Below are 23,359 nucleotides of genomic sequence, written 5' to 3' on the forward strand. Positions count from 1 at the left end.
CTTCCCTCGCCACGGCCGAACCCGCCCGAGGCGCCCGGCGCACCTCGTCGGGTCAGGCCTGCCCGGTGAGGTGGTCCGCGACGTCTGTGGCGATCTCGATGGCGCGGGCCGCGAGCGGGGAGTGGGTGCGGTGGGCCTGCCACAGCAGGAAGATCTCGCGGGGTGGGAGCGCCGGTTCGAGGGCGTGGACGCTCAGCGCCGGGTCGGACCTGATATCGGCGCCGTGCAGGGCGAGTTGCGGCAGGATCGCCGAGCCCATGCCCGCGCGCACCATCGACACGACGGTCTCGTTGCCCGCGGTGCGGCACACGATGTGCGGCCGGGCGCCGCGGCGGGCGAGGGCCTGTTCCATGCGGGCCTGGTCGCAGATCGGCGGGTGGGCCACCATCGGGGCGCCGTCGAGGTGGGCCGGGTGCACCGGGCCGTCGGGGAAGGTGCCGCGGCGCGCCAGCAGCCGGTAGGGGTCGTCGAGCAGTTTGCGGTGTTCGACGTCGCCGTCGACGCGCCCGTCGAAGAACATCAGGTCGAGCTCGTCGACCTGCGGCTGGTCGGTCTCCTCCTCGAACAGCCGGATGTCGCAGCCGGGGTGCTCGTCCCGAAGCCTGCGCACGAGCACCGGCAGGATCACGTTGGAGACGCTCTGGAAGGTGCCGATGTCGATCCGGCCGTCACCGGCCTTGAACCGGTCGACGGCTGCCGCCAGCGCCTGGGCCCTCGCCAGCAGCTCGCGTCCGTGCGCCAGCACCACCGAGCCGAGCGGGGTGATCCGCACCGGTTTCGGGCCGCCCGGCCGGTCGAAGACGGCGCCGCCGACGGCCCGCTCCAGCGCGGCGATCTGCTGACTCACCGTCGACTGGGTGTACCCGAGCCGCGCGGCGGCGCGCCCGAACGACCCTTCGTCGGCCACGGCGGCCATCGCGGTCAGATGCCGCAGTTCCACCTCGGACATGAGCGCCCACCCCCGGCACTTTCATCGCTCAACACGATTGACTCGATCGGAAACCATCGCTTTTCACGATGCACTGCCGAGTCTAGCGTTGCCTCCATGACCCCTCACCTTTCGCACGGCGAGCAGCTCGTCCGCATCAACGACGTCGAGCTGTGCATCGAGACCTACGGAAACCCCGCGGACCCGGCCGTCCTACTCATCGACGGCGCGAGCGCCTCGATGCTGTGGTGGGAAGCCGGGATGTGCGAGCAGATCGCACGCGGCGACCGGTACGTCATCCGCTTCGACAACCGCGACACCGGCAGGTCCACCAGCTACCCGCCCGGCCGGCCCGGCTACACCGCCACCGACCTGGCCCGGGACGCGCTCGGCATCCTCGACGCGCTGCACGTCGAGCGCGCCCACATCGTCTGCCGGTCCATGTCCGGCGACATCGGGCTCATCATCGCCGTGGACCACCCCGACCGGGTGGAGACGCTGACGTTCGTCTCCACCTCCAACGGCGCGGACGGGCTGCCGCCGTCGTCGGACACGCTCATGCAGGGCGTCCCCGCCGATCCGGACCCCGCCGACCCCCGAGCGGTGGTGGACTTCGTCGTGGCCTCGGCCCGAGCGTGCTCGGGCGGCTCGCCCTACTTCGACCCGACCGCCACGCGCGCCCTGGTCGAACGGGACGTCGCCCGCACGCGCGACGTCGCGTCCATGCTCGTCAACCACTACGCGATGGACACCGACGGCGTGTCCCGCGACTTCGCCGCCATCAAGGCGCCGACCCTGGTGGCGCACGGCGACCACGACCCGCTGTTCCCGCTCCCCCACGCTCACGCACTGCGCGACGCGATTCCCGGCGCGAGCCTGCTGGTCCTCGAAGGCGCCGGCCACGACCTGCCGGAGCCGCTGTGGGACGTGTTCGTCCCGGCCCTGCTCCAGCACACCGCGGGCGGCCGACGATGACCGGGCTGCGGTCGGCGCTCTGGCTGCCGCTCTTCGACGAACTCGCCGATCCGGTCGCGGTCGCGCGACTGGCCGCCGAGGCGGAGGAGGCCGGCTGGCACGGCGTGTTCGTCTGGGACCACCTGCGCTGGCGGGAACCGGTCCGGCGGGCGGCGGACCCGTGGATCACGCTGGCGGCGATCGCCACCGCCACCGAACGCCTCCGGTTCGGCCCCATGGTCACGCCCCTGGCCCGTCGCCGACCGGCCAAGGTCGCCCGGGAGACCGCGACGCTGGACCGGCTCGGCGGCGGCCGCCTCACCCTCGGCGTCGGCCTCGGCAGCGATCGCTTCGCCGGGGAGCTGCGGGCGACCGGCGAGGAACTCGACGACCGGCGGCGGGGCCGGATGCTCGACGCGTCGCTGGAGATTCTCACCGCGGCCTGGTCGGGCGAACCGGTGCACCACCACAGCGCGCACTACACCGTCGACGACGTCACCTTCCTCCCCCGGCCCGTGCAGCGTCCCGGGGTGCCGGTGTGGGCCGCGGGACGTCCCGGGAACGTCCGACCGCTGCACCGCGCCGCCCGGCACGACGGCTTCGTGCCGGTCGATCTCCAGCACCCGGACGAGCTGGCCGCTGTCGTCACCACCGTCGCCGCACTGCGCCGGCCGAGTACGACCCGGTACGACATCGCCGCCACCCTGCCGCCCGGCGCCGATCCGGCACCCTACGCCGAGGCGGGCGCCACATGGTGGCTGGCGGAGTTCGCACCGGAGACAATGTCGCTGGACCAGGTACGCGGCGTGCTGCGCGACGGCCCGGCCGACGTGGGCACCGAAAGGATCCGGTGACGGTGATGTCCGAGCCGTTCGACTACGACGCGGAACTGCGTCGGCACAACACCCTCTTCCGTGCCGCCGCCCGCGTCGGCCCGCACGACCGCGTGCTCGACATCGGCTGCGGCACGGGCCAGACCACGCGGGAGGCCGCCCGCGCCGCCGCCGGCGGCAGCGCGCTGGGCGTCGACGTCTCGGCGCCCATGCTCGAACGGGCCCGGCGGCTCACCGACGCCGAGGGCCTGACCAACGTCGGCTACCAGCAGGCGGACGCCCAGCACCACGACTTCCCCCCGGCCTCCTTCGACCTCGGCATCAGCAGGTTCGGCACGATGTTCTTCGCCGACCCGGTCGCCGCGTTCAGCAACATCGGCCGCGCGCTGCGCCCCACCGCACGGCTGGTGCTGCTGCTCTGGCAGGAGCGCGAGCGCAATGAGTGGGCGACCGAGATCCGCCGGAGCGTCAGCGACGCCCCCGTCGCCTCCCACGGCCCCGACCCGTTCTCCCTCGCCGACCCGACCGTCGTGGAAGGCGTCCTGACGGCGGCCGGCTTCACGGACATCGGGTTCACCGACGTGCACGAGCCCGTCTACTACGGCCCGGACGCCGCCACCGCCTTCGACGCCGTGCTGAACCTGTGGGAGGTCGACGACCTGCTGGGCGGCCTCGACACCGCGGCGGCCGAACAGGCCCGCGCGCGGCTGCGGGCCGTCCTGGACGCCCACAGCACCGAGGACGGCGTGTACTTCGACTCGCGCGCCTGGATCGTCACCGCCGTCCGCCGTCACTGACCGGGCGCGGCCCGGTCCGGGGCTCCCCGCTCAGACCTCCGCCCGCGCCGGCGGGCCGGGCGCGGGTGCGGCGGGCCGGGACAGTGCCGGGGCCAGCCAGCGGGTGAGGAAGGCGCGCAGCCGCGCTTCATCCTGCGGCGGGTCGCTCGGATGCTCCAGCAGCGACGTCAGGAGCCGCATGATGATCTCGGCGAGCCCGTCGAGATCCTCCTCCTCGATACCGGCGGCGGCCCAGTCCACGGGGAAGCGCCGCAGCATCTGCGCGCCGTAGGCGATGGTGTCCCTGGTGGTGGCGCCGCGGCCGAAGGCGGTGGTGTCCCCGAGTTGCAGCGGAAGGCTCAGGCGTGGCTCGGTGGGGATGGTCCGAACGCAGAAGACGATGCCCTCGACCACGGCTTCGGCCGGGTCGGTGATCCCCTGCAGGTGCGCGATCATCAGGTCGACGAACGACGCGGCGCCCTGCGCGGCCACCTCGCCGATGATGTCGCCGAGCCGGCCGAAGTGGCGGTAGACGGTCTGGCGGGTGACGCCGAGTTCGCCCGCGACGTCGGACAGGGTCGTCTTCGTGACGCCGTGCCGGTCGATGCAGCGGGCGGTCGCGTCGATGATGCGCTGGCGGGCCTCCGCGTCCGATGCGGGAGGCCTGCCTCCCCAGCCGTGATGCCCCATGGCCTCAGGATCGCACAGGCTCCCGCGTCCTTCGGGACCTGGTCGCAACGGTCACGGCCACGACGAGTCCGGTCGCGGCGACGGCGCACAGCACCGTGTACCAGAGGCTGCCGACCGGCGTGCCCTGCTCGGTGATGCCGCCGGTCGCCGTGAAGTAGGCCGGCAGGGCCACCAGCCAGAGGACGAGATGGACGCCGAGGTACAGCGCCGGATAGGTCCGTGCGAACAGCGGGGAGTGCGCAGGGTATGGCTCCCCCGGGGGTGGCTCCCCCGCGGGCGGCGTCTGCGCGAGCGGCTCGGTGCGCCGCGCGCGCCACGCGTCCGCGAGGAGGCAGAGGCCGACGATCCAGACGAGGGCGAGTTCGACCCCGATGACGGCCCGCTGGACCCCGAGCTGGTCCCCGCCGCGGAAGAGGTTGCTGGGCACGCCGGCGACCGCCATCGCCAACGGTGTCAGGACCCCGGCGGCCACGGTGCGCAGGGTGATCCGCCGGCCGGTGAGCGGGCCGCGGCCGTCCCTCGCGCCGACCAGCCGGACGACCAGGTAGGTCATCGCGCCGAAGGACACCGAGGCGAAGAGGAACATGCTGTTCATCGGGACCGAGGCGAGCGATGGTGCGTTGATCATCTTGTTGTCGGTGTTCCAGGCCCACCACTTCAGCTGGGGTCCGAGCTGATCGAAGATCTCGTAGAACACCTGGCAGACGAAGGCGACCGCCAGCGACCCGACGAGGGGCCCGCGCCGCGCGAACACGCCGAGGACCCGGACCACCTCGTAGGCGAGCTGCGACAGCGCCGGATAGAAGGCCACGATGTACAGCGGCAGCCGGTCGTACATGAACTGCACGGTGAACACGTTGTGGGAGAAGATGAACCCGACGTGCTCCTCCAGGCCGAACCAGGCCGGGAAGTACAGCGGCGGCTCGATCACCGCGAGGTAGACGAGCGAGGCGCACCACAGCGAGATGTTGACCGGGTCGCCGTCGCGCCGCCACCGCCGCCAGGCGTGGACGAGGGCGAACACCGCGCCGCCGATGACCAGCAGTTCGAGGAACGGCATGGTGCCGTTGGCGAGCCCGAACGGGTTGCGGAACTCCACGAGGGGTTCGGCGTCGTGGCAGGAGAAGCCGAGCCCTTCCGCGAGGCGCTCGGCGGTTGCGTCGCACGAATAGCTCATTGATCGCCCCTCGGGTCGGTCGTGGTCGGTCGCTGCCGGACGTTGCCGGGTGGCGTCAGTCCTTGACGAGGTCGGCCGCGGCGGGCGGCGGGCCGCCGGTGCGGTGCCGGCCGGCGAGGTCGGTGAAGTCGGTGCCGGGCGGGTCCTGCTGGTCGTCGAATCCGCCGGGCACGACCGTGCGTCCGAGCCGCCGGCGCAGCGCGTAGCGCGCGATGCCGAACCAGAACCGCGCATCGGTGGTCATCTGCCGCAGGGACTTGTCGAGGTTGAACACCTCGGCGAACGTCCGCTCGACGTAGGCGTCCTCGCGGCTCGTGGCGTTGATGGCGTTGAAGACCGGCCAACTGAGGCGCGCGGCCAGCCTGCGGCGCCAGGGGGCGACGACCTCGCTGCCGGTCGCGAAGTCATAGGCCTGGTCGCGGGCCATCGCGAGCATCCAGGGGACGTCGAGTGACTCCTTCTGCCGGGCGAGGAACGCGCGGAGGAAGGCGCGGTCGAGGACGTCACGGCCCGGCAGCATCTCGGCGAGGATGAGTGCGGAGCGAGCCGCCGAGCTCATCCCCTGGGCGTAGAAGGGGTTGAACGCGCAGATCGAGTCACCGACGCAGACCAGCCCGAGCGGGGGTTGGTCGAGCAGGTCGTAGCGGCGCCACTTGTTGCCGGTCGAGCGGGTGAGGTGCACCTCGGAGGTCGGCGTGCAGGCACGCATCGCCCGCCCGAAGGACGTGGCGCGCACGCGGTCCGCCGCGGCCTCGAAGGTCTCGGCCTCCCGCGGCATGCGCAGGCCCCACGCCCCCATGCACACGATGGCGCGGTCCCCTTCGATGGGGAAGAAGTTGCTGAGGAACTCGTGCTCCTCGGGATGGTCGCCGGTGTCCTGGGTCGGGGTGACGACCAGGTGCTTCCACCACCACGACGGCGGGCGCCGGTCGGCGGGCGGCAGGTCGTACCAGCGCGAGGTGTAGGTGACCTTGGCGTCCAGGGTCCGCTCCGGCGGCGCCGGCCACCCCGCCGCGGTCAGCCAGTCGGCGACGGAGGAGCCGCGTCCCAGCGCGTCGACGACCAGGTCGGCGGGCAGGTGGCCGGTGTCGTCGCCCGCGCGGTACTCGACCCCCTCGACGCGCCCGCGCGCGGTGCCGCCGCCGGTGGACCGGAGCCCGGTGACGGTCACGCCCTCGCGGATCTCGATGGCCGGCAGCTCGCGGACCTTGTCGCGCAGGACTCGCTCGATGAGCACGCGGGAGCTGTAGACCATCGTCATCGAACCGGTCTTGCGCGGGGCCCAGCCGCTGTTCTCGCAGTAGGCCGCGTCCATCGACGGCATCAGGTGCATCCCGCCCGCGGCGATCAGCGCCTCCTCGAACCCGGGGAAGATCTCGCCGATCGCCCGCCGCCCGGAGTTGAGGAGGAAGTGCGGGTGCTTGCTCTGCGGTACGCCCCGCCGGTGCTGCGCGTCCGGTGGCAGCCGGTCCCGCTCCAGAACGATCACCTTGTCGAAGTGGCGCGCGAGCACGCCCGCGGCGCACAAACCCGCCACGCTGCCGCCGAGCACCACGGCCGTCCGTCCCCGCATGCCGCCTCCATTCATACATTTCATGACTGAATGTATGATCGATGGGTGGGGAAAGTAGCAGCTGCGGCCTGAAGGTGCCAGCCTTCCGGCCACTGCCGGCGCGGACCGGAGCGGACTTTTCCAACGGGCGCGCCTGGCGGCCATACGCGATATTGGGACATAGGGACGACGCAGGGACAGGACGGCCGCCGGCTGCCCGGACCCGGGGTTCCGAGCGGACGCAAGCAAGCGAACCAGCGGAGGCCGCCATGAAACTGCAGGACGAACTGCCCCTCGACCATCGGCTGCGGACCGTCTACCGCTACGGCGCGGGCCTGTGCGGGCTGATCCTGCTGGTGTTCGGGATCCTGGGGCTCATCGACCAGCTGAGCTTCTTCGACACCACCGGCAGCAACATCGCGGGCCTGTCCAGCAACGGGCTGCTCAGCGTGTTGTCCCTGATCTTCGGCGCCGTCCTCATCGGCGCGGCGATCATCGGAGGCAACGTCGCCTCGACCATCGAGATCGTCGTGGGCGGCCTGTTCATCCTCAGCGGCTTCGTGAACCTCGCCGTCCTCGACAGCTCCTTCAACTACCTGGCGTTCCGCATGCCCAACGTGCTGTTCAGCTTCGTCATGGGGCTGCTCGTCGCCACGTTCGGCATGTACGGGCGGGTCAGCGGCGGGCTGCCGCACGACAACCCCTACTGGCGGCAGCGCCACCCGGAGCACGCCCGCACCACCTCCCCGGACCGCGCCAAGACCCCGGCCCTGACCCGCGGCGGATCCCACTCCGCCCCTCGCCACCCGTAGCCCGCAACGGCACGGCCCCATCGCGCACCGCGGGTCAGCGCCGCCGGCAGCCGCCGGCCGGAGGACCGTCCGCGGTGGGGCGGCAGATGTGGACGATGTCGGCCGCACGGTGACTGAGGTAGCGGCCCACGCACTGGTTCGGCGTGGTGCGGCCGCGCGCCGCACAGAACGCCACGGCCGCGCTGCCGTTCGCGAACGGGCCGGGGGCGTAGACCACCCAGTAGCCCGCCCGCAGGGAGGCGAAGTCGTCGCTGCGCAGGACGACCGCCTCCGGCACCTGGCGGCGTACGATCGCCAGTTGCCGGTCGCGGGCAGCCGGTCCCGAGGTGACCGGCTCCGACCACAGTTGCGCTATCCAGGTGTCGGCGGACGCCTCACCGGGGGGAGCGTTGTCGACAGTCGCGGTGCGGCTGGACGAGGTGACGCTCACCGGTGAGGTGGGCGAGGTCGCGGTAGTGGTCGGCACGGTGCTCGGGGCGGTGGACGACGACGTGGGTCGCGTCGCGCTCCCGCCCGCCCCGGGGCCCGCGCCGGTGCTCGAGGAGACGGGCGGCGCCTGGCCGCCGGTGCGCCCCGGATCGCGGTCCCGCAGCGCGTACACCAGGCCGCTCGCGAGCGCCGCGATGACGGTGACGGCCACGACCGCCAGCAGCGCGGGCCGCTTCCGCCGGGCGGCGGGCGCGGGTGGCGGCACGTCGGGCCGCGTCGCCGGGCGCGTCGGCACGGAGCCCGGCGTAGCCGCCGCGACCTCCGCGAGCAGCGCGTCCAACCGTGCCGCGTCCGGTCTCGCCCCGGGGTCCCGCACCAGGAGTCCGGCCAGGACGGGCCCCAGCGGCCCGGCCCGCGACGGCGGCGGCACCGGTTCGTCGAGCACGGCGGCGAGGGTGGCCAGCGCGGTGGAGCGCCGCAGGGGGCTGACGCCCTCGACCGCGACATACAGCAGCATGCCCAGTGACCACAGGTCGGAGGCGGGATTGCCCTCCTCGCCGCGGATGCGCTCGGGAGCCATGTACTCGGGGGTGCCGACGAGGTGGCCGGTGATGGTCAGCGCCGTGGCGTTCTGCACGCCCGCGATGCCGAAGTCGGTGAGGACGGCCCGGCCGTCCGCGCGCAGGAGGACGTTCGCCGGTTTCACGTCCCGGTGGTGGATGCCCACCGCGTGCGCGGCCCGCAGCGCCGACAGGAGGTCGCGGCCGATCCCGGCGGCGGTGTGCGGCTGCAGCGGAGCGCTCGCGATGGCCTCCTGCAGGGAGGGACCCGCCACCAGTTCCATGACCAGCCACGGATAGGGCCCCTCCTCGACGACCTCGTGGATCGTCACCACGTGGGGGTGGCTGAGCTGCGCGAGGGCGCGCGCCTCGCGCAGCACCCTCCCGCGCAGGACGGGGTCGCCGGCCGGGAGGCCGGCCGGCAGGACTTCTTTGAGCGCGACCTGACGGTGCAGGGTCAGATCCCTGGCGCGCCACACCGTTCCCATCCCGCCGGAGCCGAGCCGCCCCAGCAACTCGAAGCGCCCACCGATGACATCGCCCGAACCGCTCAACAGCGCGCCCCCTTCCGCTCCTTCGGAGGGTAACGGTGCCCCGCGTGCCGGGCAGGCTTTCCGCCATCAAAGGGACTATTGCGGAAGATCCGCACGGCGGTTCGGGCCGGACGGACCGTGCGGCGCCCGGCGCTGACGGGGTGTGCGACTCACCCCCGCCCGCGGCACGTCGGCGTGGGCGCGCGGGTGAGCAGGCCCGTCGTCGTACTGTCGGCCGTCGAGCTGCCTGCGGGGCGGTGGCGGATGGGAGTGACGGATGGAACTGACGTTGATCGCCGTGTTCGGCGTGATCAGCATCGTGGCCGTGGCCGCGGCGGCCCGGCGGCTGGGGGTGGCCGCCCCGCTGGCCCTGGTCGTCGTGGGGATCGCGCTCAGCTTCCTGCCGGGCGTGCCGCACGTCGAGGTCGAACCCGAACTCGTCCTGACCGTGGTGCTGCCGCCGCTGCTGTACGCCTCGGCGGTGCACATGCCCGCCATCGACTTCCGGCGCGACCTCAAGGCGATCCTGCGGCTGGCGGTGCTGCTCGTGGCCGGCACCACGCTGTGCGCCGGGTACCTGTTCTCCTGGCTGCTGCCCAGCCTCGGGCTGGCCGCCGCGTACGCCCTCGGCGCGATCATCAGCCCGACCGACGCGGTCGCGGCGACCTCCATCGGCAAACGGCTCGGGCTGCCGTCCCGGCTGATGACCATCCTGGAGGGCGAGGGGCTCGTCAACGACGCGTCCTCGCTGGTCCTGCTGGCCTCGGCGACCGCCGCGATGACCTCCACGGTGCACCTGTGGAAGGTGGGGGCCGACTTCGTGCTGTCGGTGGTGCTCGCCACGCTCACCGGGGTGCTGGTCGGCCTGGTGACGGTCCTGGTGCGGGGCCGGCTCCGCGATACCGTGCTCAACGCGGCCGTCTCGTTCGTGGTGCCGTTCCTGGCCTTCCTGCCCGCCGAGGCGCTGGGCGCCTCCGGTGTGCTGGCCGTCGTGGTGACCGGGCTGGTCAGCGGCCATCTCAGCCCCCGCTTCCTGCGGGCCAGGGACCGGCTCGCCGAGGACATCAACTGGCAGACCGCCTCCTTTCTGCTCGAAAGCGCGATCTTCCTGCTGATGGGACTCCAGCTCAGGACCCTGATCGACCAGGCCCAGGACGCCGGGCAGAGCGTCGCGCACGCCGTCGGGATCGGGCTGCTGGCCTCGCTGCTGGCGATCGCGGTGCGCATGCTGTTCGTCGCGCCCCTGGTCGCCTCGCTCCGGCACGACGCCGACAAGGCCGAGGGGTTCCGGACCGCGCTGGACGATCTCGCCGACCGGTTCAGCAGCGGCGAGGAGCTGCCGCAGCGGTTCCACAAGGCCGACCCGAAGCGCTTCGAGCACCGGCTGAAGCGGGGCAGGAGCGACGCCGAGTTCAGGATCAACGAGAAGTTCGGCTGGCGTGGCGGGATGGTGATCGCCTGGTCGGGGATGCGCGGCGCGATCACGCTGGCCGCCGCCCAGACGCTGCCGGCCGACACCCCCTACCGGGCACAGCTGCTGCTCATCGCCTTCGTCGTGGCCGTCACCACCCTGCTGGTGCAGGGGCTGAGCCTGCCCCGGGTGATCCGTGCGCTGAAGCTGCCCGGCGACGACAACGCCGCCGACCGCGCCGCCTTCGGCGAGCTGGTCTCCGAGCTGTCGGCCCGAGCGGACGAGGTCCTGACCGACCCCGCCCTGACCAGGCCCGACGGCACCGCCTACGACCCGGCCGTGCTGGAGCACGTCCGCGCGGTGACCACGGCCCGCCGCCGACTGCCCACCGGCACCGGGACCGTCCCCGACGGGGTCGACCCGCGGGAGCAGTACCAGGAGCTGATGCTGGCTGCGGCCGCCGCCGAGCAGGACCGGCTGCTGTCCGCCCGCTCGACCGGCGCCTACAACTCCCGGGTCCTCACCTACGCCCAGTCCATGATCGACAACGAACTGGCCCGCTTCCAGGACCCGGAGGGGTGAGCGGCGGGCAGGTCCCGGTGGGAGCCTCGTGCCGTACGGCACCCGCCGGGACCGCGCTCACATCAAGCCGGCCACGATCGGCGGCATGAACAGGTGGCGCGCCCGGTGTTCCAGGACGAACTCGTCGGCATCCGGACGCGTGGCGGCGTCCGACACGCATCGGGCACACTCCGGATCGACATCGGGCACGTCCGGGGCGTGGGTGAGGGCGATGTGCCGTGCGAGCCGCAGCTGCTTGGTCAGCACGATGTCCATGGGGTCGTAGTCGACGCCCGGACCCGCGGCGCTTCTCGCCGCCACACTTGCTTCGATAGCACCCTTCATCTGCTTGTAGAGCTCGGTGCACTCCTGACAGCTCCACATCCAGGACGGAGGGAGCGGCCACTGTTCAGCGTGGTTCTCGTCGTCGGGCGCCATGGCAGTCACCGTAGCGACCCGCTCACCGGCGCGCCCGCTTTCCGCCGACAGGCCACCCCAAGGAGGTCGTTGGCCCCGTGGGCGGGGCAGGACAGCGGGCGCGACGCGACGCTCCAAGGTGCGCTAGGCGGTCTCCAGGACCCCGGGGAGCCGGATCGTCGCACCTGACGACTCCGGGCCGCGACACGTGCGGCGGTGCAGGCGCGCCATCCGGTCGGCGTGCAGGTTGCCGCCGAAGGCCGGGTGGCCGTGGAGGCGTCGGACGTAGGCCCACAGGTGGTCGTGCCGGGCGATGGCGTGCACCGCGTCGGCGTCCAGGTGGAGGCGGTCGACGAGGTCGAGGTGGACGAGGGTCGCCCACAGGTCCACATCCGCCGCGCTCAGGTCGTCGCCGAGCACGTAGGGTCCGCAGGCCAGTTGACGGTCGAGCAGCTCCAGCGCCGCCAGCAGCGTTTCCAGCGCCTCCCCCCGGCGGTGCGACGCCGGGGCCGCGCCGGCGCGCTGGGCGGCCTCGGCGATGTCCTCGTCCAGGAGGTGGCGGACGGCGTCGATGTCGGCCACCAGGGCCGGCGGGCGCAGCCGGGGCAGCCCGGTGCACCCGGGCGGCGCGAAGTGGTCGGCGAGGTCGCGCAGGATGTCGGGGGTGTGGTTGCTGACGACGCGTCCGGTCCAGCGGTCGGACAGGGCAGGCACGGTGAGCGGGCCGTCGTAGTGGTACCGGGCGGCTTCGTAGGCGCTGCGCAGGGAGGCGAGCGGACCGGGGACCCCGGCCGACACGGGGACGACGGTGAGGGCGGCGCTGCCCGTGAGGGCGAGCAGGTCCAGGGTGATCGCCACCCGCAGCGAGCGGGGGCACCCGGGCGTGAGGAACACCTGGTAGCGGCCGGGGGCCGGGTAGAACCCGCCCGCGAGGTCGACGCCGATCCGGCTGCGGAAGTGCGGCGGGCGGGCGGGCGCGGCGCCCAGGGGGTGGGGCGGAGCGGGCCGGAAGTCGTCGACGGTCGCCGGGCGACAGGTCAGCGGGCGGGACGGAGCGGTCTCGGGCATGGCTCTCCAATGCGGGCAGGAAGCTTGCAGGTGCCGGAAGGGCGCCGGTGGCCCGAGGCCTGGAGGTGCCGGGCCGTCGCCGCTGGCAGAAAGCTCGGGTGTGCCGGATCGACACCGGCGGCAGGACGCCTGGAGGCCCGGCGTCGGAATGCGGACGACGCCCGGCCCGGTGGGTGCGCCTTCGGGAGCTGTCCCGTCAGACGGTCAGGACCCGGGTCGCGCTGCAGACGCGCTGCAGGTCGATGTGGAGCCGTCGGGTCAGCAGCGGCTGACAGCCGCTCGACTTCCCCGCCCCACTGCCCCTGCGCGGCATCTCCACCGGTCCCATCATCAGGCTCGTCAGTACCGAGACCTGTGCCGATCGTTACCGTCCCTCACAGTGTGATCGGGGCCCGCGGGGCCGTCAAGAAGGCTGCGGCACCCCGCAGGGCACACGGCGGGACGGCACCACGGCGCCGTCCCAACAGTCGGTCGGGCGTTGACTTTCCCGCGCGAACCCTTCTACGTTACGGCGCAGAACCATCGGCGGACCCACCCGCAGAGCCACCAGCAGGAGCACGCGACCGCAGGACGTCGGCAGGCCACAGGCCCCCAGGGGCGGATCGGGGACGGTGACGCACATGTACGCAGGCCCCGGGATGGCCGCGTGGCGACGTCACGGCCGCGCCGCCGCGTACCGCAACCGCTGCGTCGACCTGCTCCGCGTCAGCAGCGCCCTGTGTACCGCGACCGCGAGCACCGCTCGCCGAGGCTGATCCTGCCCTGAACCACGCCCGCCTGCCGTAGCGGCGGCGTGTGTCGCCTCCCGTCCGCAGCGCGCCGGCGCGTGTGCCCGCCGCCGTGCGACGGGCTGTCCCGTGGAGTCCTCCCATGAGCGAATCCCTGGGCGCCGCCGTGTCTTCGGGCACGGCTCCGCCCGACGCCCCCACCCCCGTGCCCCGGCCCCCGTCCGCGCAGCGGGTGCTGCCGCTGCGGCACCCGGGCCGGTGGCTGCTCACCGCCGTCGTACTGGTACTCGTCGCGCAGGTCGCCCACGGCCTGGCGACCAACCCCTTCTACCAGTGGGACCGCTTCCGGTACTGGTTCGTGCGGCCGGTGATCCTCGACGGGCTGCTCATCACCCTGCAGGTGGCGTTCTACAGCGCGCTGCTGGGGCTGCTGGGCGGCGTCCTGCTCGCCCTGGCCCGGCTGTCGAGAAGTCCGGTGCTGCGCGCGACCGCCTGGGTGTACATCTGGCTGTTCCGGTCGGTGCCGCTGATCGTGGTGCTGCTGTTCCTCTACAACTTCAGTGCCCTGTACCCGTCGTTGAGCGTCGGCGTGCCCTTCGGCCCGGCGTTCGTCCGCTTCGACGAGTCCGAACTGGCCACGGACCTCGTGATCGCGGTCGTCGGGCTGAGTCTGAACGAGGCCGCCTACGCCGCTGAAGTGGTGCGCGCCGGCATCCTCTCCGTCGACCAGGGCCAGCACGAGGCGGCCGCCGCGCTGGGCCTGCCAGGGCGCTACCAGTTCGCCCGCATCGTCTTCCCGCAGGCGCTGCGGGCCATCGTCCCCTCCTACGTCAACCAGCTGATCGGCCTGGTCAAGAGCACCTCGCTGGTCTTCTACGTCTCCTTGCTCGACCTGTTCGGCTCGGTGCAGAGCATGGGCAGCACCTACCCGGGCGACATCGTGCCGCTGCTGCTGGTGGCCACCGTCTGGTACGTGATCCTCACCAGCGTCGTGTCGGTCGTGCAGTACTACGTCGAACGCCACTACTCGCGCGGCGCGCTGCGCACCGTCGCCCCGACTCCGCTGCAGAAGCTGCGTGCCGGGGCCCGGGACCTGCGGGCCCGCGCACAACGGGAGGCGCGGATATGACCACCGATGTCGAACCGGCCACCGTCGAGGTCCATGACGTGCACAAGTGGTACGGCGCGCACCAGGTGCTGGACGGCGTGCACCTGACGGTGCGGCCCGGGGAGGTCACCGTCATCGTCGGCCCCTCCGGCTCCGGCAAGTCCACCCTGCTGCGGGTGATCAACCACCTGGAGAAGCCGGAGGTCGGCTACGCCAGTCTCAACGGCGAACTGATCGGCGTGCGCCGGCACGGCGAGCGGCTCAAGGAGCTGAGCGAGCGCGCGATCCTGGCCCAGCGCAGCCGGATCGGCTTCGTCTTCCAGAACTTCAACCTCTTCCCGCATCTGACCGTGCTGGACAACGTCGCCGCGGCCCCCGTGGCCACCGGACTGCTGCGCAAGCCCGAAGCGCTGGCACGGGCCCGTACCCTGCTGGACCGGGTGGGGCTGGCCGACAAGTGCGGCGCGTACCCGCGGCAGCTGTCCGGCGGCCAGCAGCAGCGGGTGGCGATCGCCCGCGCCCTCGCGCTGCGCCCCGGAGTGATCCTCTTCGACGAACCGACCTCGGCGCTGGATCCGGAACTCGTCGGCGAGGTGCTGTCCGTCATCAAGGACCTGGCGCGCGGCGGCACCACGCTCATCGTCGTCACCCACGAGATCGGCTTCGCCCGCGAGGTCGCTGACCGGATCGTCTTCCTCGACGGCGGACGCATCGTCGAACAGGGCCCGCCCGCCGAGGTGCTGGAGCGCCCGCAGCACCCGCGGACCAGAGAGTTCCTCAGCAAGGTCCTGTGACCCCGCACCCCTCCCCACCACCGGACAAGGACACCGTCATGCCCAGCACGCGTCTGCGCAGCAGATTCTCCCGCGGCCTCCTCGCCGCGACCGCCGTCACCGCGCTCGCCGCCGGGCTGGCCGGCTGCGGCGGCGACAGCGCCGCCTCCGCCCCCTCCACCGGGAAGAACGCGCCCGGGACGGTCACCGTCGGCGCGCTGTCCAACGGTGCCGCGCGGCAGACCGACCTCACAGTGCCGGTGGTCCCGGCGATCCGGGCCCACCTGCCGAAGGCAGTCCTTGACAGCGGCGAGCTGGTCATCGGCATCGGCGCCCTGCCGGCCGGCTCCGCCCCGCTGAACTTCATCGGCAGTGACCAGCGCACGCTCACCGGATCCGAGCCGGACTTCGGCCGACTGGTCGCGGCGGTCCTCGGCCTCAAGCCCGTGGTGAAGAACTTCACCTGGGAGAACCTGTTCGTCGGCATCGACAGCGGCAGGACCAACGTGGGCTTCTCGAACATCACCGACACCGAGGAACGCAAGAAGAAGTACGAGTTCGCCTCCTACCGACAGGACAACCTCGGCTTCGAGGCCCTCAAGAGCAGCACGTGGACCTTCACCGGCGACTACCAGGTCCTCGCGGGCAAGACGGTCGCGGTGGGGGCCGGCACCAACCAGGAGAAGATCCTCCTGGAGTGGCAGGCGAAGCTGCGCGCGCAGGGCAAGCAGCTGACCGTCAAGTACTTCCCCGACCTCAACGGCAGCTACCTGGCCCTGTCCAGCGGCAAGATCGACGCCTACTTCGGCCCCAACCCCGGCATCGCCTACCACGTCGCCCGCAACGCCTCCACCAGCCGTCCGACGCGCAACGCCGGCACGATCTCCGGCGCGGGCACCACCCTGCAGGGTCTGATCGCCGCCACCTCCAAGAAGGACAGCGGACTGGCCCGGCCGATCGCCGAGGCGATCAACCACCTGATCCAGAACGGTCAGTACGCCCAGTGGCTCGCCGCCTGGAACCTGGCCAACGAGGCCGTCCCCACCTCGCAGGTCAACCCTCCCGGGCTGCCGCTCGACAACTCCTGACAGCCTGGCAGCCTGGCAGCCCGAGGGGGCGACCGGCCCACCCCGCCTCCACGAAAGGAGTCACCCGCGTGTCACGCCACATCGTCGTCGTCGGCGGCGGGGCCATGGGCTCGTCCGCCGCCTGGCACCTGGCCGCCCGCGGCGCACGCGTCACACTGTTCGAGCAGTTCCCGCCCGGCCACGACCGGGGCAGCTCGCACGGCACGTCGCGGATCTTCCGGCTGGCCTACCCCGATCCCTTCTACGTGGCGCTGGCCGCACGGGCGCTGCCGCTGTGGCGCAGGCTGGAGGAGGAGACGGGGCGGCGGCTGCTGGAGCTGACGGGCGCGGTCGACCACGGCCCGGCCGCGGTGACCACCGCCCTGCACGACGCGCTGAGCGCGCTCGGACGCCCGGCGCACCTCCTCACCCCGGCGCAGGCGGCCGAGCGGTGGCCGGGGCTGCGGGCCGACACCGGCGCCCTGTTCCATCCCGAGGCGGGGCGCCTGCACGCCGACAACGCGGTCGCCGCCTTCCAGCAGGCGGCGCGGCAGCACGGCGCCCGCATCCGGCACGGCGTCAAGGTCACCCGGCTCGCGGTACGCGGGGAGCGGGCCGAGGTGATCACCGACGGCGAGGAGGCGGTCATCGCCGACGGCGTGGTGCTCGCCGCGGGGAGCTGGACGCCGGGCCGGATCGCCGGCCCGCTCACCGGCCTGCCGCCACTGCGGGTCACCCAGGAACAGCCGGCCCACTTCCCCGCCGCCGACGCGCTCGGCTGGCCCAGCTTCATCCACCACCCCGGAGCGGGGCTGCCGCCCGGCACCGCGGTCTACGGCCTCGGCAGCACCGACGGCGTCAAGGTCGGCTTCCACGGGGTGGGCCCGGTCGTCGACCCCGACCACCGCGACCGCACCGTCGACGCCGCGGTCCTGGCGCGGCTGCGGCAGTACGCGTCACGCTGGCTGCCGGGCGTCGACGCCACCGCCCCGGCCGCCGCCACCTGCCTGTACACCACCACCCCGGACGAGGACTTCGTCATCGACCGGCAGGGCCCGCTCACCGTCCTGGCGGGCTTCTCCGGCCACGGCTTCAAGTTCGCCGCCCTCGTCGGGGCCCTCGCCGCGGACCTCGTCGGGGGCGCACCGGGCCTGGACCGGTTCGCCCTCGGCCGCCACGCGCCCGCCGGCCCCGGCCGTCCCGCACCACGCTTCACGAACGGAGACCCCCGTTGACCCTGGCCGCCGACACCCACCGGTTCTCACTCCCGACGCAGACCGCGTCCGCTCCCCCGCACATCCTGGACAACCCCGCCTGGGCAGCGCTCACCGGCCCGCACCACCGGTTCGCCGAGCGCTCCGGCCGTGCCGCCCGCTACCCCACCGACGTCTCCCCGTTCACCGCGCTCGCCGATCCGGGTGATCCGGGCGCCTGGGACGACCTGGCCGCCCTCGTCGGCCCGGACACGGCGACACCGGTCTCCGGCGTCACCGCCGTCCCCGAAGGCTGGGAGGTCCTCGACGAGATCCAGGGCGTCCAACTGGTCGACACCGCGCTGCGCGCGGAACCGGCCCCCGACGCGGTACGGCTCGGCCCCGACGACGTCCCCGAGATCCTGGAACTGATCGCGCTCACCCAGCCCGGCCCCTTCCTGCCCCGGACCGTCGAACTCGGTGCCTACCTCGGCATCCGGCACCGCGGACGCCTGATCGCCATGGCCGGTGAGCGGCTGCGCCCGCCGGGCTGGACGGAGATCAGCGCGGTCTGCACCGACCCCGCCCACCAGGGCCGCGGCCTGGCCACCCGGCTGGTGCGGGCGGTCGCGGCGGGCATCAGGGACCGCGGCGACACCCCGTTCCTTCACGCGTCCGCCGCCAACACCGGGGCGATCGCCCTCTACGAGTCCCTCGGCTTCACCCTGCGCCGCCGCTCCGCCTTCTACCGCGTACGGACGCCCCGCGGCGCTGCCGCCGGACCGGCCGGGCGGGTGGCGTCATGAAGTTCCTGGCCATCACCCTCATCGTGCACGCCCCCGACCCGGTGACCGGGGTCCTGGGGCCCACCTACGACCGGTTCCGGGAGGCGATCGACAACGCGGTGCTCGCCGAGGAGCTCGGATTTGACGGCTTCGGCGTCGGCGAACGCCACGAGCGGCCGTTCATCTCCTCCTCGCCGCCCGTCGTGCTCAGCCACATCGCCGCGCTCACCTCCCGGATCCGGCTGTTCACCGCCGTGACGACCCTGAGCCTGCTCGACCCGGTCCGCGCCTACGAGGACTACGCGACCTTGGACCACCTGTCCGCCGGCCGCCTGGAGCTGATCATCGGGAAGGGCAACGGCACCGCCCAGCGCGAGCTGTTCCAGGTGACCGCCGAGGACCAGTGGGACCGCAACGCCGAGGGCTACGAGCTGTTCCGGCGGATCTGGCGGCAGGACAAGGTGACCGCCGAGCCGCGCTTCCGGCCGCACCTGACCGCGGCCGAGGTGTGGCCCCGGCCGTACCAGCAGCCCGTCCGGGTCTGGCACGGCAGCGCCACCAGCCGCGACTCCGTCGACCTGGCCGCCCGCTACGGCGACCCGCTGTTCTCCGCCAACGTCACCAACCCCATCGAGCCCTACGCCGAACTCATCCGCCACTACCGCGAGCGCTGGGCCCACTACGGCCACGACCCCGCCCTGGCCGTGGTCGGCGCCGGCAGCGCCGGGTACCACGCGGCCCGCACGTCCCAGGAGGCGGTCGCCGCGTACCGGCCGGTCTTCGCCGGGCAGTTGGCCTTCCAGAAGCGGCTCGGTCTCGAGCCGGTCTTCGCGACCCTGGAGGACTTCGTCGAGCGCAGCTCGGCCCTGATCGGCAGCCCCCAGCAGGTGATCGACAAGGTGCACCGCTACCACGAGCGGTTCGGGCACAGCGTGCTCCATCTGCCGGCGGACGCGAGCGGCCTCGACCCCGCGGCGCACCGCGCCTCGCTGGAGCTCTTCCAGTCGGACATCGCCCCCGTCCTGCGCCGTGACATCCCCGACCCGCCGTTCGCCTGGGGCCCGGTCCTCGCCTGAGGAACCGCCCGGCCCCGGGCGCACCCGGGGCCGGCCGCCACCCGGGGAGCCCGCTCACCCGCCCGCGAGCACCCGCTCACCTCGGACGCACTGGGCGCGCAGCGCGGACAGCTCGGCGGCCGGCAGCCCCGAGGACGCACCGGCACGCCCGGGGTCCAGAGTCCGGGCCGCCGCCTCCAGCCAGCCCGGACGGGCATCGACGCCGACGAACGCGGCCAGCCGGGTCAGCTCCCGGCGCGGGTCGTCGAGCAGGTCCTCGTAGGTGAGCGTGGTGCGCAGCGCGGCGGGCACCTCGCACAGGAGGCCGGCCGCCTCGGCGACCAGCTCGGACCACAGGGCGCCGAACGCGGGAGTGGGCAGGGCGCGGTCGCGGACCAGGGCCGCGTCGAACCGGTCCGCCAACAGGGCGGACAACTCCGGCGGCAGGGAGCGAACGTGGTCGGGCGTCAGTTCGGCCGGATGGGCGACACCGGCGCGGGCCAGGATCTCCCGCTGCAGGAAGATCAGCCGGTAGCCGGGGTGGCGGCTCATCGACAGGGCGCAGTCGGGCCCGTTGCGCGACAGGTGGACGAACCGCGCCTGCGGGAAGGCCGCCCGCAAGCGCGGGATGCGGTGGCCGGAGTACCCCGAGCGTTCGACGACGGCGGAGCGGGCGAACCGGGCGCACAGCGCGTCGAACAGCGCGTGGTGGTGCTGGGTCGCGGTGCGGGCGGGCCAGCCGGTGACCTGGGCTGCGAGCGCGTCGAACAGGGCGTCGGGATCGTCGGTGAGATGGGGCAGGACCATCAGGGACAGGGCGGGGATGCCGGTGGTGGCCGTCGCGAAGCGGCCGGGGCGGCGGGTGTAGAGGAACTCGGGCATCGGGTACCCGCTGCGGATCATGGTCTCGAAGGTCGGGTTGGGCGCGGCCAGCAGCTGCCAGAACGCCCGGCCGTCGAGGCTGCCGTCGGCGAGGGCCGCGGAGCCGACCGACGCCAGGTACTCGTTGAGGCTGAGCACGTCCGGATGGGCGTGCAGCAGCCCGGACAGCGCGGTGGACCCGGTGCGGCCGGTCCCGACGACGAAGGTCAGCTGACGCACGGCCGGATGCTCCCTCGGCAGGGGTTCACGGAACCGGGCGGGACGTGCCCCGGCCCGGTGGCGTCGATCCTCCCACTGAGGTGAGCTCGCGGACCAGCGCCGCGACCTGGCCGGTCTCGATGAGGAACCCGTCGTGCCCGTACGGGGAGCGGATGACCCGCAGCCGGTCGGCCGACGGGATGCCGGCCGCCAGCTCCGCCTGGTGCGCCGGCGGGTAGAGGCGGTCGGTGTCGACGGCGGCGACCAGCGTCCTGGCGGTGACCCGGCGCAGCGCGGCCCCGGTCCCGCCACGGCCCCGGCCGACGTCGTGGCTGTTCATGGCCTCGTTCAGGACGACATAGCTGCCGGCGTCGAACCGGTCGACCAGCTTGGCGGCGTGGTGGTCGAGGTAGGACCCCACCTGGTAGCGGCCACCGCGCCACGGGTCCTCGGCGCCCTGCGGGCTGCGGCCGAACCGCGCCTGCAGTTCGGGCTCGCTGCGGTACGTCACATGGGCCAGCCGGCGGGCCAGGCCCAGGCCGACGTGCGGACCGTGGCCGGGCCCCGCGTCGTGGTAGTGGCCGCCGCGCCAGTTCGGGTCCGCGCGGATGGCGTGCAGCTGGATGTCGGCCCAGGCGATCTGCTCGGCGCTCGCCGCCGCCGGGCACGCGAGCAGCAGCAGCGCGTCGACGCGCTCGGGGTGGGACACGGCCCACTCCAGGGCGCGCATCCCGCCCATCGAGCCGCCCAGCACCAGCGCCCAGCGACCGATGCCCAGCGCGTCGGCCAGGTCGGCCTCCGCCGCGACCTGGTCCCGCTGGGTCAGGAACGGGAAGTCCCCACCCCAGAACCGCCCGTCCGGCCGCCGGGAGGCCGGCCCGGTGCTGCCCTGGCAGCCGCCCAGCACATTGGGGGCGACGACGAACCAGCGGTCGGTGTCCAGCGCGCGGCCCGGCCCGATCAGCCCCTGCCACCAGCCGGGGGTGCGATGGCCCGGCCCGGCGGGTCCGGTGACGTGGCTGTCCCCGGTCAGCGCGTGCAGCACCAGGACCGCGTTGGCGCCGTCGGGCGCCAGGCGCCCCCAGGTCTCGTACGCCAGTCGGACGCCGGGCAGTTCACCGCCGGCCTCCAGCGGCAGCGGCGCGGTGCGCGCGTGCCACCGGCGGCCGCCGGGCGGGTCCCCCTCCCGCCAGGCCCCGGAGGCCGGCGGGAGAAGGACCGCGGTGCCCGCGACGCCGGTCAGGACACGCCCTTGGCCGCGCGGAAGCCCGCCTCCAGGTCCGCCTTGAGGTCGGCGAGGTTCTCCAGGCCGACCGACAGCCGCACCAGGCCGGGAGCGGCACCGGTGGCCGCGAGCTGCTGCTCGTCCAGCTGGCTGTGGGTGGTGGACGCGGGGTGGATGATCAGGCTCCGCACGTCCCCGATGTTGGCGAGATGGCTGAAGAGTTCGACGGCGTCCACGAACCGCTTGCCCGCCTCGACGCCGTCGCGCAGCTCGAAGCTCAGGACCGCGCCGGCGCCGCGCGGCAGGTAGCGCTGCCCGGCCTCGTACCACCGGTTGGACGGCAGCCCCGGGTAGTGGACGGCCGCGACCTCGTCGCGCTGCTCCAGCCACTCGGCGAGCGCCTGGGCGTTGGCCGAGTGCCGTTCGATCCGCAGGCTGAGGGTCTCCACCCCCTGCAGGAGCAGGAAGGCGGAGTGCGGTGCGATGGCCGGACCGAGGTCGCGCAGCAACTGGACCCGCAGCTTGACGGCGTAGGCGCTCGGGCCCAGGGCGGGCCAGTAGCGCAGGCCGTGGTAGCTGGGGTCGGGCTCGTTGAAGTCGGGGAAGCGTTCGGCGTGCGCCCCGAAGTCGAAGGTGCCGCCGTCGACGACGATGCCCCCGATGGTGGTGCCGTGCCCGCCGATGAACTTCGTCGCCGAGTGGACGACCACGTCGGCGCCGTGCTCGATCGGCCGCAGGAGGTACGGCGTGGGCACCGTGTTGTCCACGATCAGCGGAACGCCCGCCGCGTGGGCGACGTCCGCCACCGCCCGCACGTCCAGCACGTCACCGCGCGGGTTGCCCAGCGTCTCGGCGAACAGCGCCTTGGTGTTGGGCCGCACGGCCGCCCGCCAGGCCTCGGCGTCGTCCGGGTCGTCGACGAAGGTGACCTCGATGCCGAACTTCGGCAGGGTGTGCCGGAACAGATTGTAGGTACCGCCGTACAGCGAGGTGCTGGAGACGATGTGGTCCCCGGCGGATGCCACCGTCAGGATCGCCAGTGTCTCCGCGGCCTGTCCCGACGACAGCGCCACGGCGGCGACGCCGCCCTCCAGCGCGGCGATGCGCTGCTCGAAGACGTCCTGGGTGGGGTTGTGGATCCGGGTGTAGATGTTGCCGGGTTCGGCGAGGGAGAACAGGTCGGCGGCGTGCTGGGTGTCCCGGAAGACGAACGAGGTCGTCTGGTAGATCGGCACCGCCCGCGCCCCGGTCGTCGGGTCCGGCGCGGCTCCGGCGTGGATCTGCTTGGTCTCGAAGGACCACGCCGAGGTGTCGGGTCCTGCGGGGGTCTCCTCCGGGGTGTGGCCTGCGGTGACGGAGTCGAGGGGCTGGCTCATGGTTCTCCCTGGGTACGGGCGTACAGAGGTACGGGCCTACGGGCTGACGGGCATGCGGGCTGACAGGTGCGGGCGGGACGCCGGCACGACAGGGCCGGCCGTCCGGGCCGCGCGGCATGGCGCGGACGGCGCGGAGCGCACGGGAGGCGCGGAGCGGCGGGGGTGATCAGCGGCCGGAGAGGGCGGCAGGACGCCGGGAGCGTGGCGTCAGCGCACGGCGCGACAACCGGTGCTGGTGACGCGCCCGTAGTCCACGTGGCGGCGGGTC

21 protein-coding genes are annotated in these 23,359 nt (G+C 73.3%); 11 read left to right on the plus strand and 10 right to left on the minus strand.

What is annotated here, in order from left to right:
- Positions 1 to 52: 52 nt before the first annotated feature.
- On the minus strand, positions 53 to 949 hold the full coding sequence (locus ABZ721_RS06055) for a LysR family transcriptional regulator (protein ID WP_358787378.1): 897 nt from the start codon (positions 947 to 949) through the stop codon (positions 53 to 55).
- Between the two features lie 96 nt (positions 950 to 1,045).
- Between ABZ721_RS06055 and ABZ721_RS06060 the strand changes: the two genes are divergently transcribed.
- The 3 genes from ABZ721_RS06060 to ABZ721_RS06070 are packed head-to-tail and all read left to right on the plus strand — an operon-like array spanning position 1,046 to position 3,512.
- Positions 1,046 to 1,903 carry an alpha/beta hydrolase gene (locus ABZ721_RS06060; RefSeq protein WP_358787379.1) on the plus strand — a complete coding sequence of 286 codons (858 nt, stop codon included), beginning with the start codon at positions 1,046 to 1,048 and terminating at the stop codon, positions 1,901 to 1,903.
- Positions 1,900 to 2,736 carry an LLM class flavin-dependent oxidoreductase gene (locus ABZ721_RS06065; protein ID WP_358787380.1) on the plus strand — a complete coding sequence of 279 codons (837 nt, stop codon included), beginning with the start codon at positions 1,900 to 1,902 and terminating at the stop codon, positions 2,734 to 2,736. The genes ABZ721_RS06060 and ABZ721_RS06065 overlap by 4 nt, the downstream gene beginning before the upstream one ends.
- A 5-nt stretch (positions 2,737 to 2,741) precedes the next feature.
- On the plus strand, positions 2,742 to 3,512 hold the full coding sequence (locus ABZ721_RS06070; RefSeq protein ID WP_358787381.1) for a methyltransferase domain-containing protein: 771 nt from the start codon (positions 2,742 to 2,744) through the stop codon (positions 3,510 to 3,512).
- Between the two features lie 30 nt (positions 3,513 to 3,542).
- Here ABZ721_RS06070 and ABZ721_RS06075 read toward each other — a convergent pair whose 3' ends face one another.
- From ABZ721_RS06075 to ABZ721_RS06085, 3 genes are read right to left on the minus strand one after another with little or no spacing between them, the layout of a single operon-like run.
- Positions 3,543 to 4,181, minus strand: coding sequence for a TetR/AcrR family transcriptional regulator (locus tag ABZ721_RS06075; protein WP_358787382.1), 639 nt, complete (start codon positions 4,179 to 4,181; stop codon positions 3,543 to 3,545).
- 4 nt (positions 4,182 to 4,185) lie between these two features.
- On the minus strand, positions 4,186 to 5,358 hold the full coding sequence (locus ABZ721_RS06080) for a hypothetical protein (protein WP_358787383.1): 1,173 nt from the start codon (positions 5,356 to 5,358) through the stop codon (positions 4,186 to 4,188).
- Positions 5,359 to 5,413: 55 nt separating this feature from the next.
- On the minus strand, positions 5,414 to 6,931 hold the full coding sequence (locus tag ABZ721_RS06085) for a hypothetical protein (RefSeq protein WP_358787384.1): 1,518 nt from the start codon (positions 6,929 to 6,931) through the stop codon (positions 5,414 to 5,416).
- A gap of 248 nt (positions 6,932 to 7,179) precedes the next feature.
- Between ABZ721_RS06085 and ABZ721_RS06090 the strand changes: the two genes are divergently transcribed.
- The gene (locus ABZ721_RS06090) at positions 7,180 to 7,722 is read left to right on the plus strand and encodes a DUF4383 domain-containing protein (RefSeq protein ID WP_358787385.1); all 543 of its coding nucleotides are present in this window, start codon (positions 7,180 to 7,182) and stop codon (positions 7,720 to 7,722) included.
- A 34-nt stretch (positions 7,723 to 7,756) separates the two neighbouring features.
- On the opposite strand, the gene ABZ721_RS06095 is transcribed toward ABZ721_RS06090, so the two are convergent.
- Complete coding sequence (locus ABZ721_RS06095; RefSeq protein ID WP_358787386.1) at positions 7,757 to 9,265, minus strand: serine/threonine-protein kinase; 1,509 nt, start codon at positions 9,263 to 9,265, stop codon at positions 7,757 to 7,759.
- A gap of 256 nt (positions 9,266 to 9,521) precedes the next feature.
- On the opposite strand from ABZ721_RS06095, the gene ABZ721_RS06100 reads away from it, so the two are divergent.
- Complete coding sequence (locus tag ABZ721_RS06100; protein ID WP_358787387.1) at positions 9,522 to 11,237, plus strand: sodium:proton antiporter; 1,716 nt, start codon at positions 9,522 to 9,524, stop codon at positions 11,235 to 11,237.
- Positions 11,238 to 11,294: 57 nt separating this feature from the next.
- Here the strand turns inward: ABZ721_RS06100 and ABZ721_RS06105 are convergent, their stop codons facing one another.
- Both ABZ721_RS06105 and ABZ721_RS06110 read right to left on the minus strand, forming a co-directional pair.
- Entirely contained in the window at positions 11,295 to 11,654 is a 360-nt protein-coding gene (locus ABZ721_RS06105; RefSeq protein WP_358787388.1) for a hypothetical protein, read from the minus strand.
- Between the two features lie 123 nt (positions 11,655 to 11,777).
- Entirely contained in the window at positions 11,778 to 12,701 is a 924-nt protein-coding gene (locus ABZ721_RS06110) for a glutathione S-transferase C-terminal domain-containing protein (protein WP_358787389.1), read from the minus strand.
- 870 nt (positions 12,702 to 13,571) lie between these two features.
- Between ABZ721_RS06110 and ABZ721_RS06115 the strand changes: the two genes are divergently transcribed.
- From ABZ721_RS06115 to ABZ721_RS06140, 6 genes are all read left to right on the plus strand, one after another.
- A complete protein-coding gene (locus tag ABZ721_RS06115) occupies positions 13,572 to 14,558 on the plus strand; it encodes an amino acid ABC transporter permease (RefSeq protein ID WP_358787390.1) in 987 nt (328 codons plus the stop codon).
- Positions 14,555 to 15,331, plus strand: a complete 777-nt coding sequence (locus ABZ721_RS06120; RefSeq protein ID WP_358787391.1) for an amino acid ABC transporter ATP-binding protein — start codon at positions 14,555 to 14,557, stop codon at positions 15,329 to 15,331. The genes ABZ721_RS06115 and ABZ721_RS06120 overlap by 4 nt, the downstream gene beginning before the upstream one ends.
- A gap of 38 nt (positions 15,332 to 15,369) precedes the next feature.
- Positions 15,370 to 16,398: a transporter substrate-binding domain-containing protein gene (locus ABZ721_RS06125; protein WP_358787392.1), complete on the plus strand. Its 1,029-nt coding sequence runs from the start codon at positions 15,370 to 15,372 to the stop codon at positions 16,396 to 16,398.
- Between the two features lie 68 nt (positions 16,399 to 16,466).
- On the plus strand, positions 16,467 to 17,612 hold the full coding sequence (locus ABZ721_RS06130; protein WP_358787393.1) for an FAD-dependent oxidoreductase: 1,146 nt from the start codon (positions 16,467 to 16,469) through the stop codon (positions 17,610 to 17,612).
- 2 nt (positions 17,613 to 17,614) lie between these two features.
- Positions 17,615 to 18,376, plus strand: coding sequence for a GNAT family N-acetyltransferase (locus tag ABZ721_RS06135; RefSeq protein ID WP_358787466.1), 762 nt, complete (start codon positions 17,615 to 17,617; stop codon positions 18,374 to 18,376).
- A complete protein-coding gene (locus ABZ721_RS06140) occupies positions 18,373 to 19,431 on the plus strand; it encodes an LLM class flavin-dependent oxidoreductase (protein ID WP_358787394.1) in 1,059 nt (352 codons plus the stop codon). The genes ABZ721_RS06135 and ABZ721_RS06140 overlap by 4 nt, the downstream gene beginning before the upstream one ends.
- Before the next feature lie 54 nt (positions 19,432 to 19,485).
- Here the strand turns inward: ABZ721_RS06140 and ABZ721_RS06145 are convergent, their stop codons facing one another.
- The 3 genes from ABZ721_RS06145 to ABZ721_RS06155 are packed head-to-tail and all read right to left on the minus strand — an operon-like array spanning position 19,486 to position 23,091.
- Positions 19,486 to 20,511, minus strand: coding sequence for a sulfotransferase (locus tag ABZ721_RS06145; protein ID WP_358787395.1), 1,026 nt, complete (start codon positions 20,509 to 20,511; stop codon positions 19,486 to 19,488).
- A 25-nt stretch (positions 20,512 to 20,536) separates the two neighbouring features.
- On the minus strand, positions 20,537 to 21,733 hold the full coding sequence (locus ABZ721_RS06150) for a homoserine O-acetyltransferase (RefSeq protein ID WP_358787467.1): 1,197 nt from the start codon (positions 21,731 to 21,733) through the stop codon (positions 20,537 to 20,539).
- Positions 21,730 to 23,091, minus strand: a complete 1,362-nt coding sequence (locus tag ABZ721_RS06155; protein WP_358787396.1) for a bifunctional o-acetylhomoserine/o-acetylserine sulfhydrylase — start codon at positions 23,089 to 23,091, stop codon at positions 21,730 to 21,732. Before ABZ721_RS06155 ends, ABZ721_RS06150 begins: the two co-directional genes overlap by 4 nt.
- Positions 23,092 to 23,359 lie beyond the last annotated feature (268 nt).

It is taken from the genome of Streptomyces sp. NPDC006733, assembly GCF_040636125.1.
Taxonomy (GTDB): Bacteria; Actinomycetota; Actinomycetes; order Streptomycetales; family Streptomycetaceae; genus Actinacidiphila.

What these genes read in the sequence shown, in the direction of transcription:
- ABZ721_RS06055 (WP_358787378.1), bottom strand. Translation starts at nt 949, where the DNA reads ATGTCCGAGGTGGAACTGCGGCATCTGACCGCGATGGCCGCCGTGGCC.
- ABZ721_RS06060 (WP_358787379.1), top strand. Translation starts at nt 1,046, where the DNA reads ATGACCCCTCACCTTTCGCACGGCGAGCAGCTCGTCCGCATCAACGAC.
- ABZ721_RS06065 (WP_358787380.1), top strand. Translation starts at nt 1,900, where the DNA reads ATGACCGGGCTGCGGTCGGCGCTCTGGCTGCCGCTCTTCGACGAACTC.
- ABZ721_RS06070 (WP_358787381.1), top strand. Translation starts at nt 2,742, where the DNA reads ATGTCCGAGCCGTTCGACTACGACGCGGAACTGCGTCGGCACAACACC.
- ABZ721_RS06075 (WP_358787382.1), bottom strand. Translation starts at nt 4,181, where the DNA reads ATGGGGCATCACGGCTGGGGAGGCAGGCCTCCCGCATCGGACGCGGAG.
- ABZ721_RS06080 (WP_358787383.1), bottom strand. Translation starts at nt 5,358, where the DNA reads ATGAGCTATTCGTGCGACGCAACCGCCGAGCGCCTCGCGGAAGGGCTC.
- ABZ721_RS06085 (WP_358787384.1), bottom strand. Translation starts at nt 6,931, where the DNA reads ATGCGGGGACGGACGGCCGTGGTGCTCGGCGGCAGCGTGGCGGGTTTG.
- ABZ721_RS06090 (WP_358787385.1), top strand. Translation starts at nt 7,180, where the DNA reads ATGAAACTGCAGGACGAACTGCCCCTCGACCATCGGCTGCGGACCGTC.
- ABZ721_RS06100 (WP_358787387.1), top strand. Translation starts at nt 9,522, where the DNA reads ATGGAACTGACGTTGATCGCCGTGTTCGGCGTGATCAGCATCGTGGCC.
- ABZ721_RS06105 (WP_358787388.1), bottom strand. Translation starts at nt 11,654, where the DNA reads ATGGCGCCCGACGACGAGAACCACGCTGAACAGTGGCCGCTCCCTCCG.
- ABZ721_RS06110 (WP_358787389.1), bottom strand. Translation starts at nt 12,701, where the DNA reads ATGCCCGAGACCGCTCCGTCCCGCCCGCTGACCTGTCGCCCGGCGACC.
- ABZ721_RS06115 (WP_358787390.1), top strand. Translation starts at nt 13,572, where the DNA reads ATGAGCGAATCCCTGGGCGCCGCCGTGTCTTCGGGCACGGCTCCGCCC.
- ABZ721_RS06120 (WP_358787391.1), top strand. Translation starts at nt 14,555, where the DNA reads ATGACCACCGATGTCGAACCGGCCACCGTCGAGGTCCATGACGTGCAC.
- ABZ721_RS06125 (WP_358787392.1), top strand. Translation starts at nt 15,370, where the DNA reads ATGCCCAGCACGCGTCTGCGCAGCAGATTCTCCCGCGGCCTCCTCGCC.
- ABZ721_RS06140 (WP_358787394.1), top strand. Translation starts at nt 18,373, where the DNA reads ATGAAGTTCCTGGCCATCACCCTCATCGTGCACGCCCCCGACCCGGTG.
- ABZ721_RS06155 (WP_358787396.1), bottom strand. Translation starts at nt 23,091, where the DNA reads ATGAGCCAGCCCCTCGACTCCGTCACCGCAGGCCACACCCCGGAGGAG.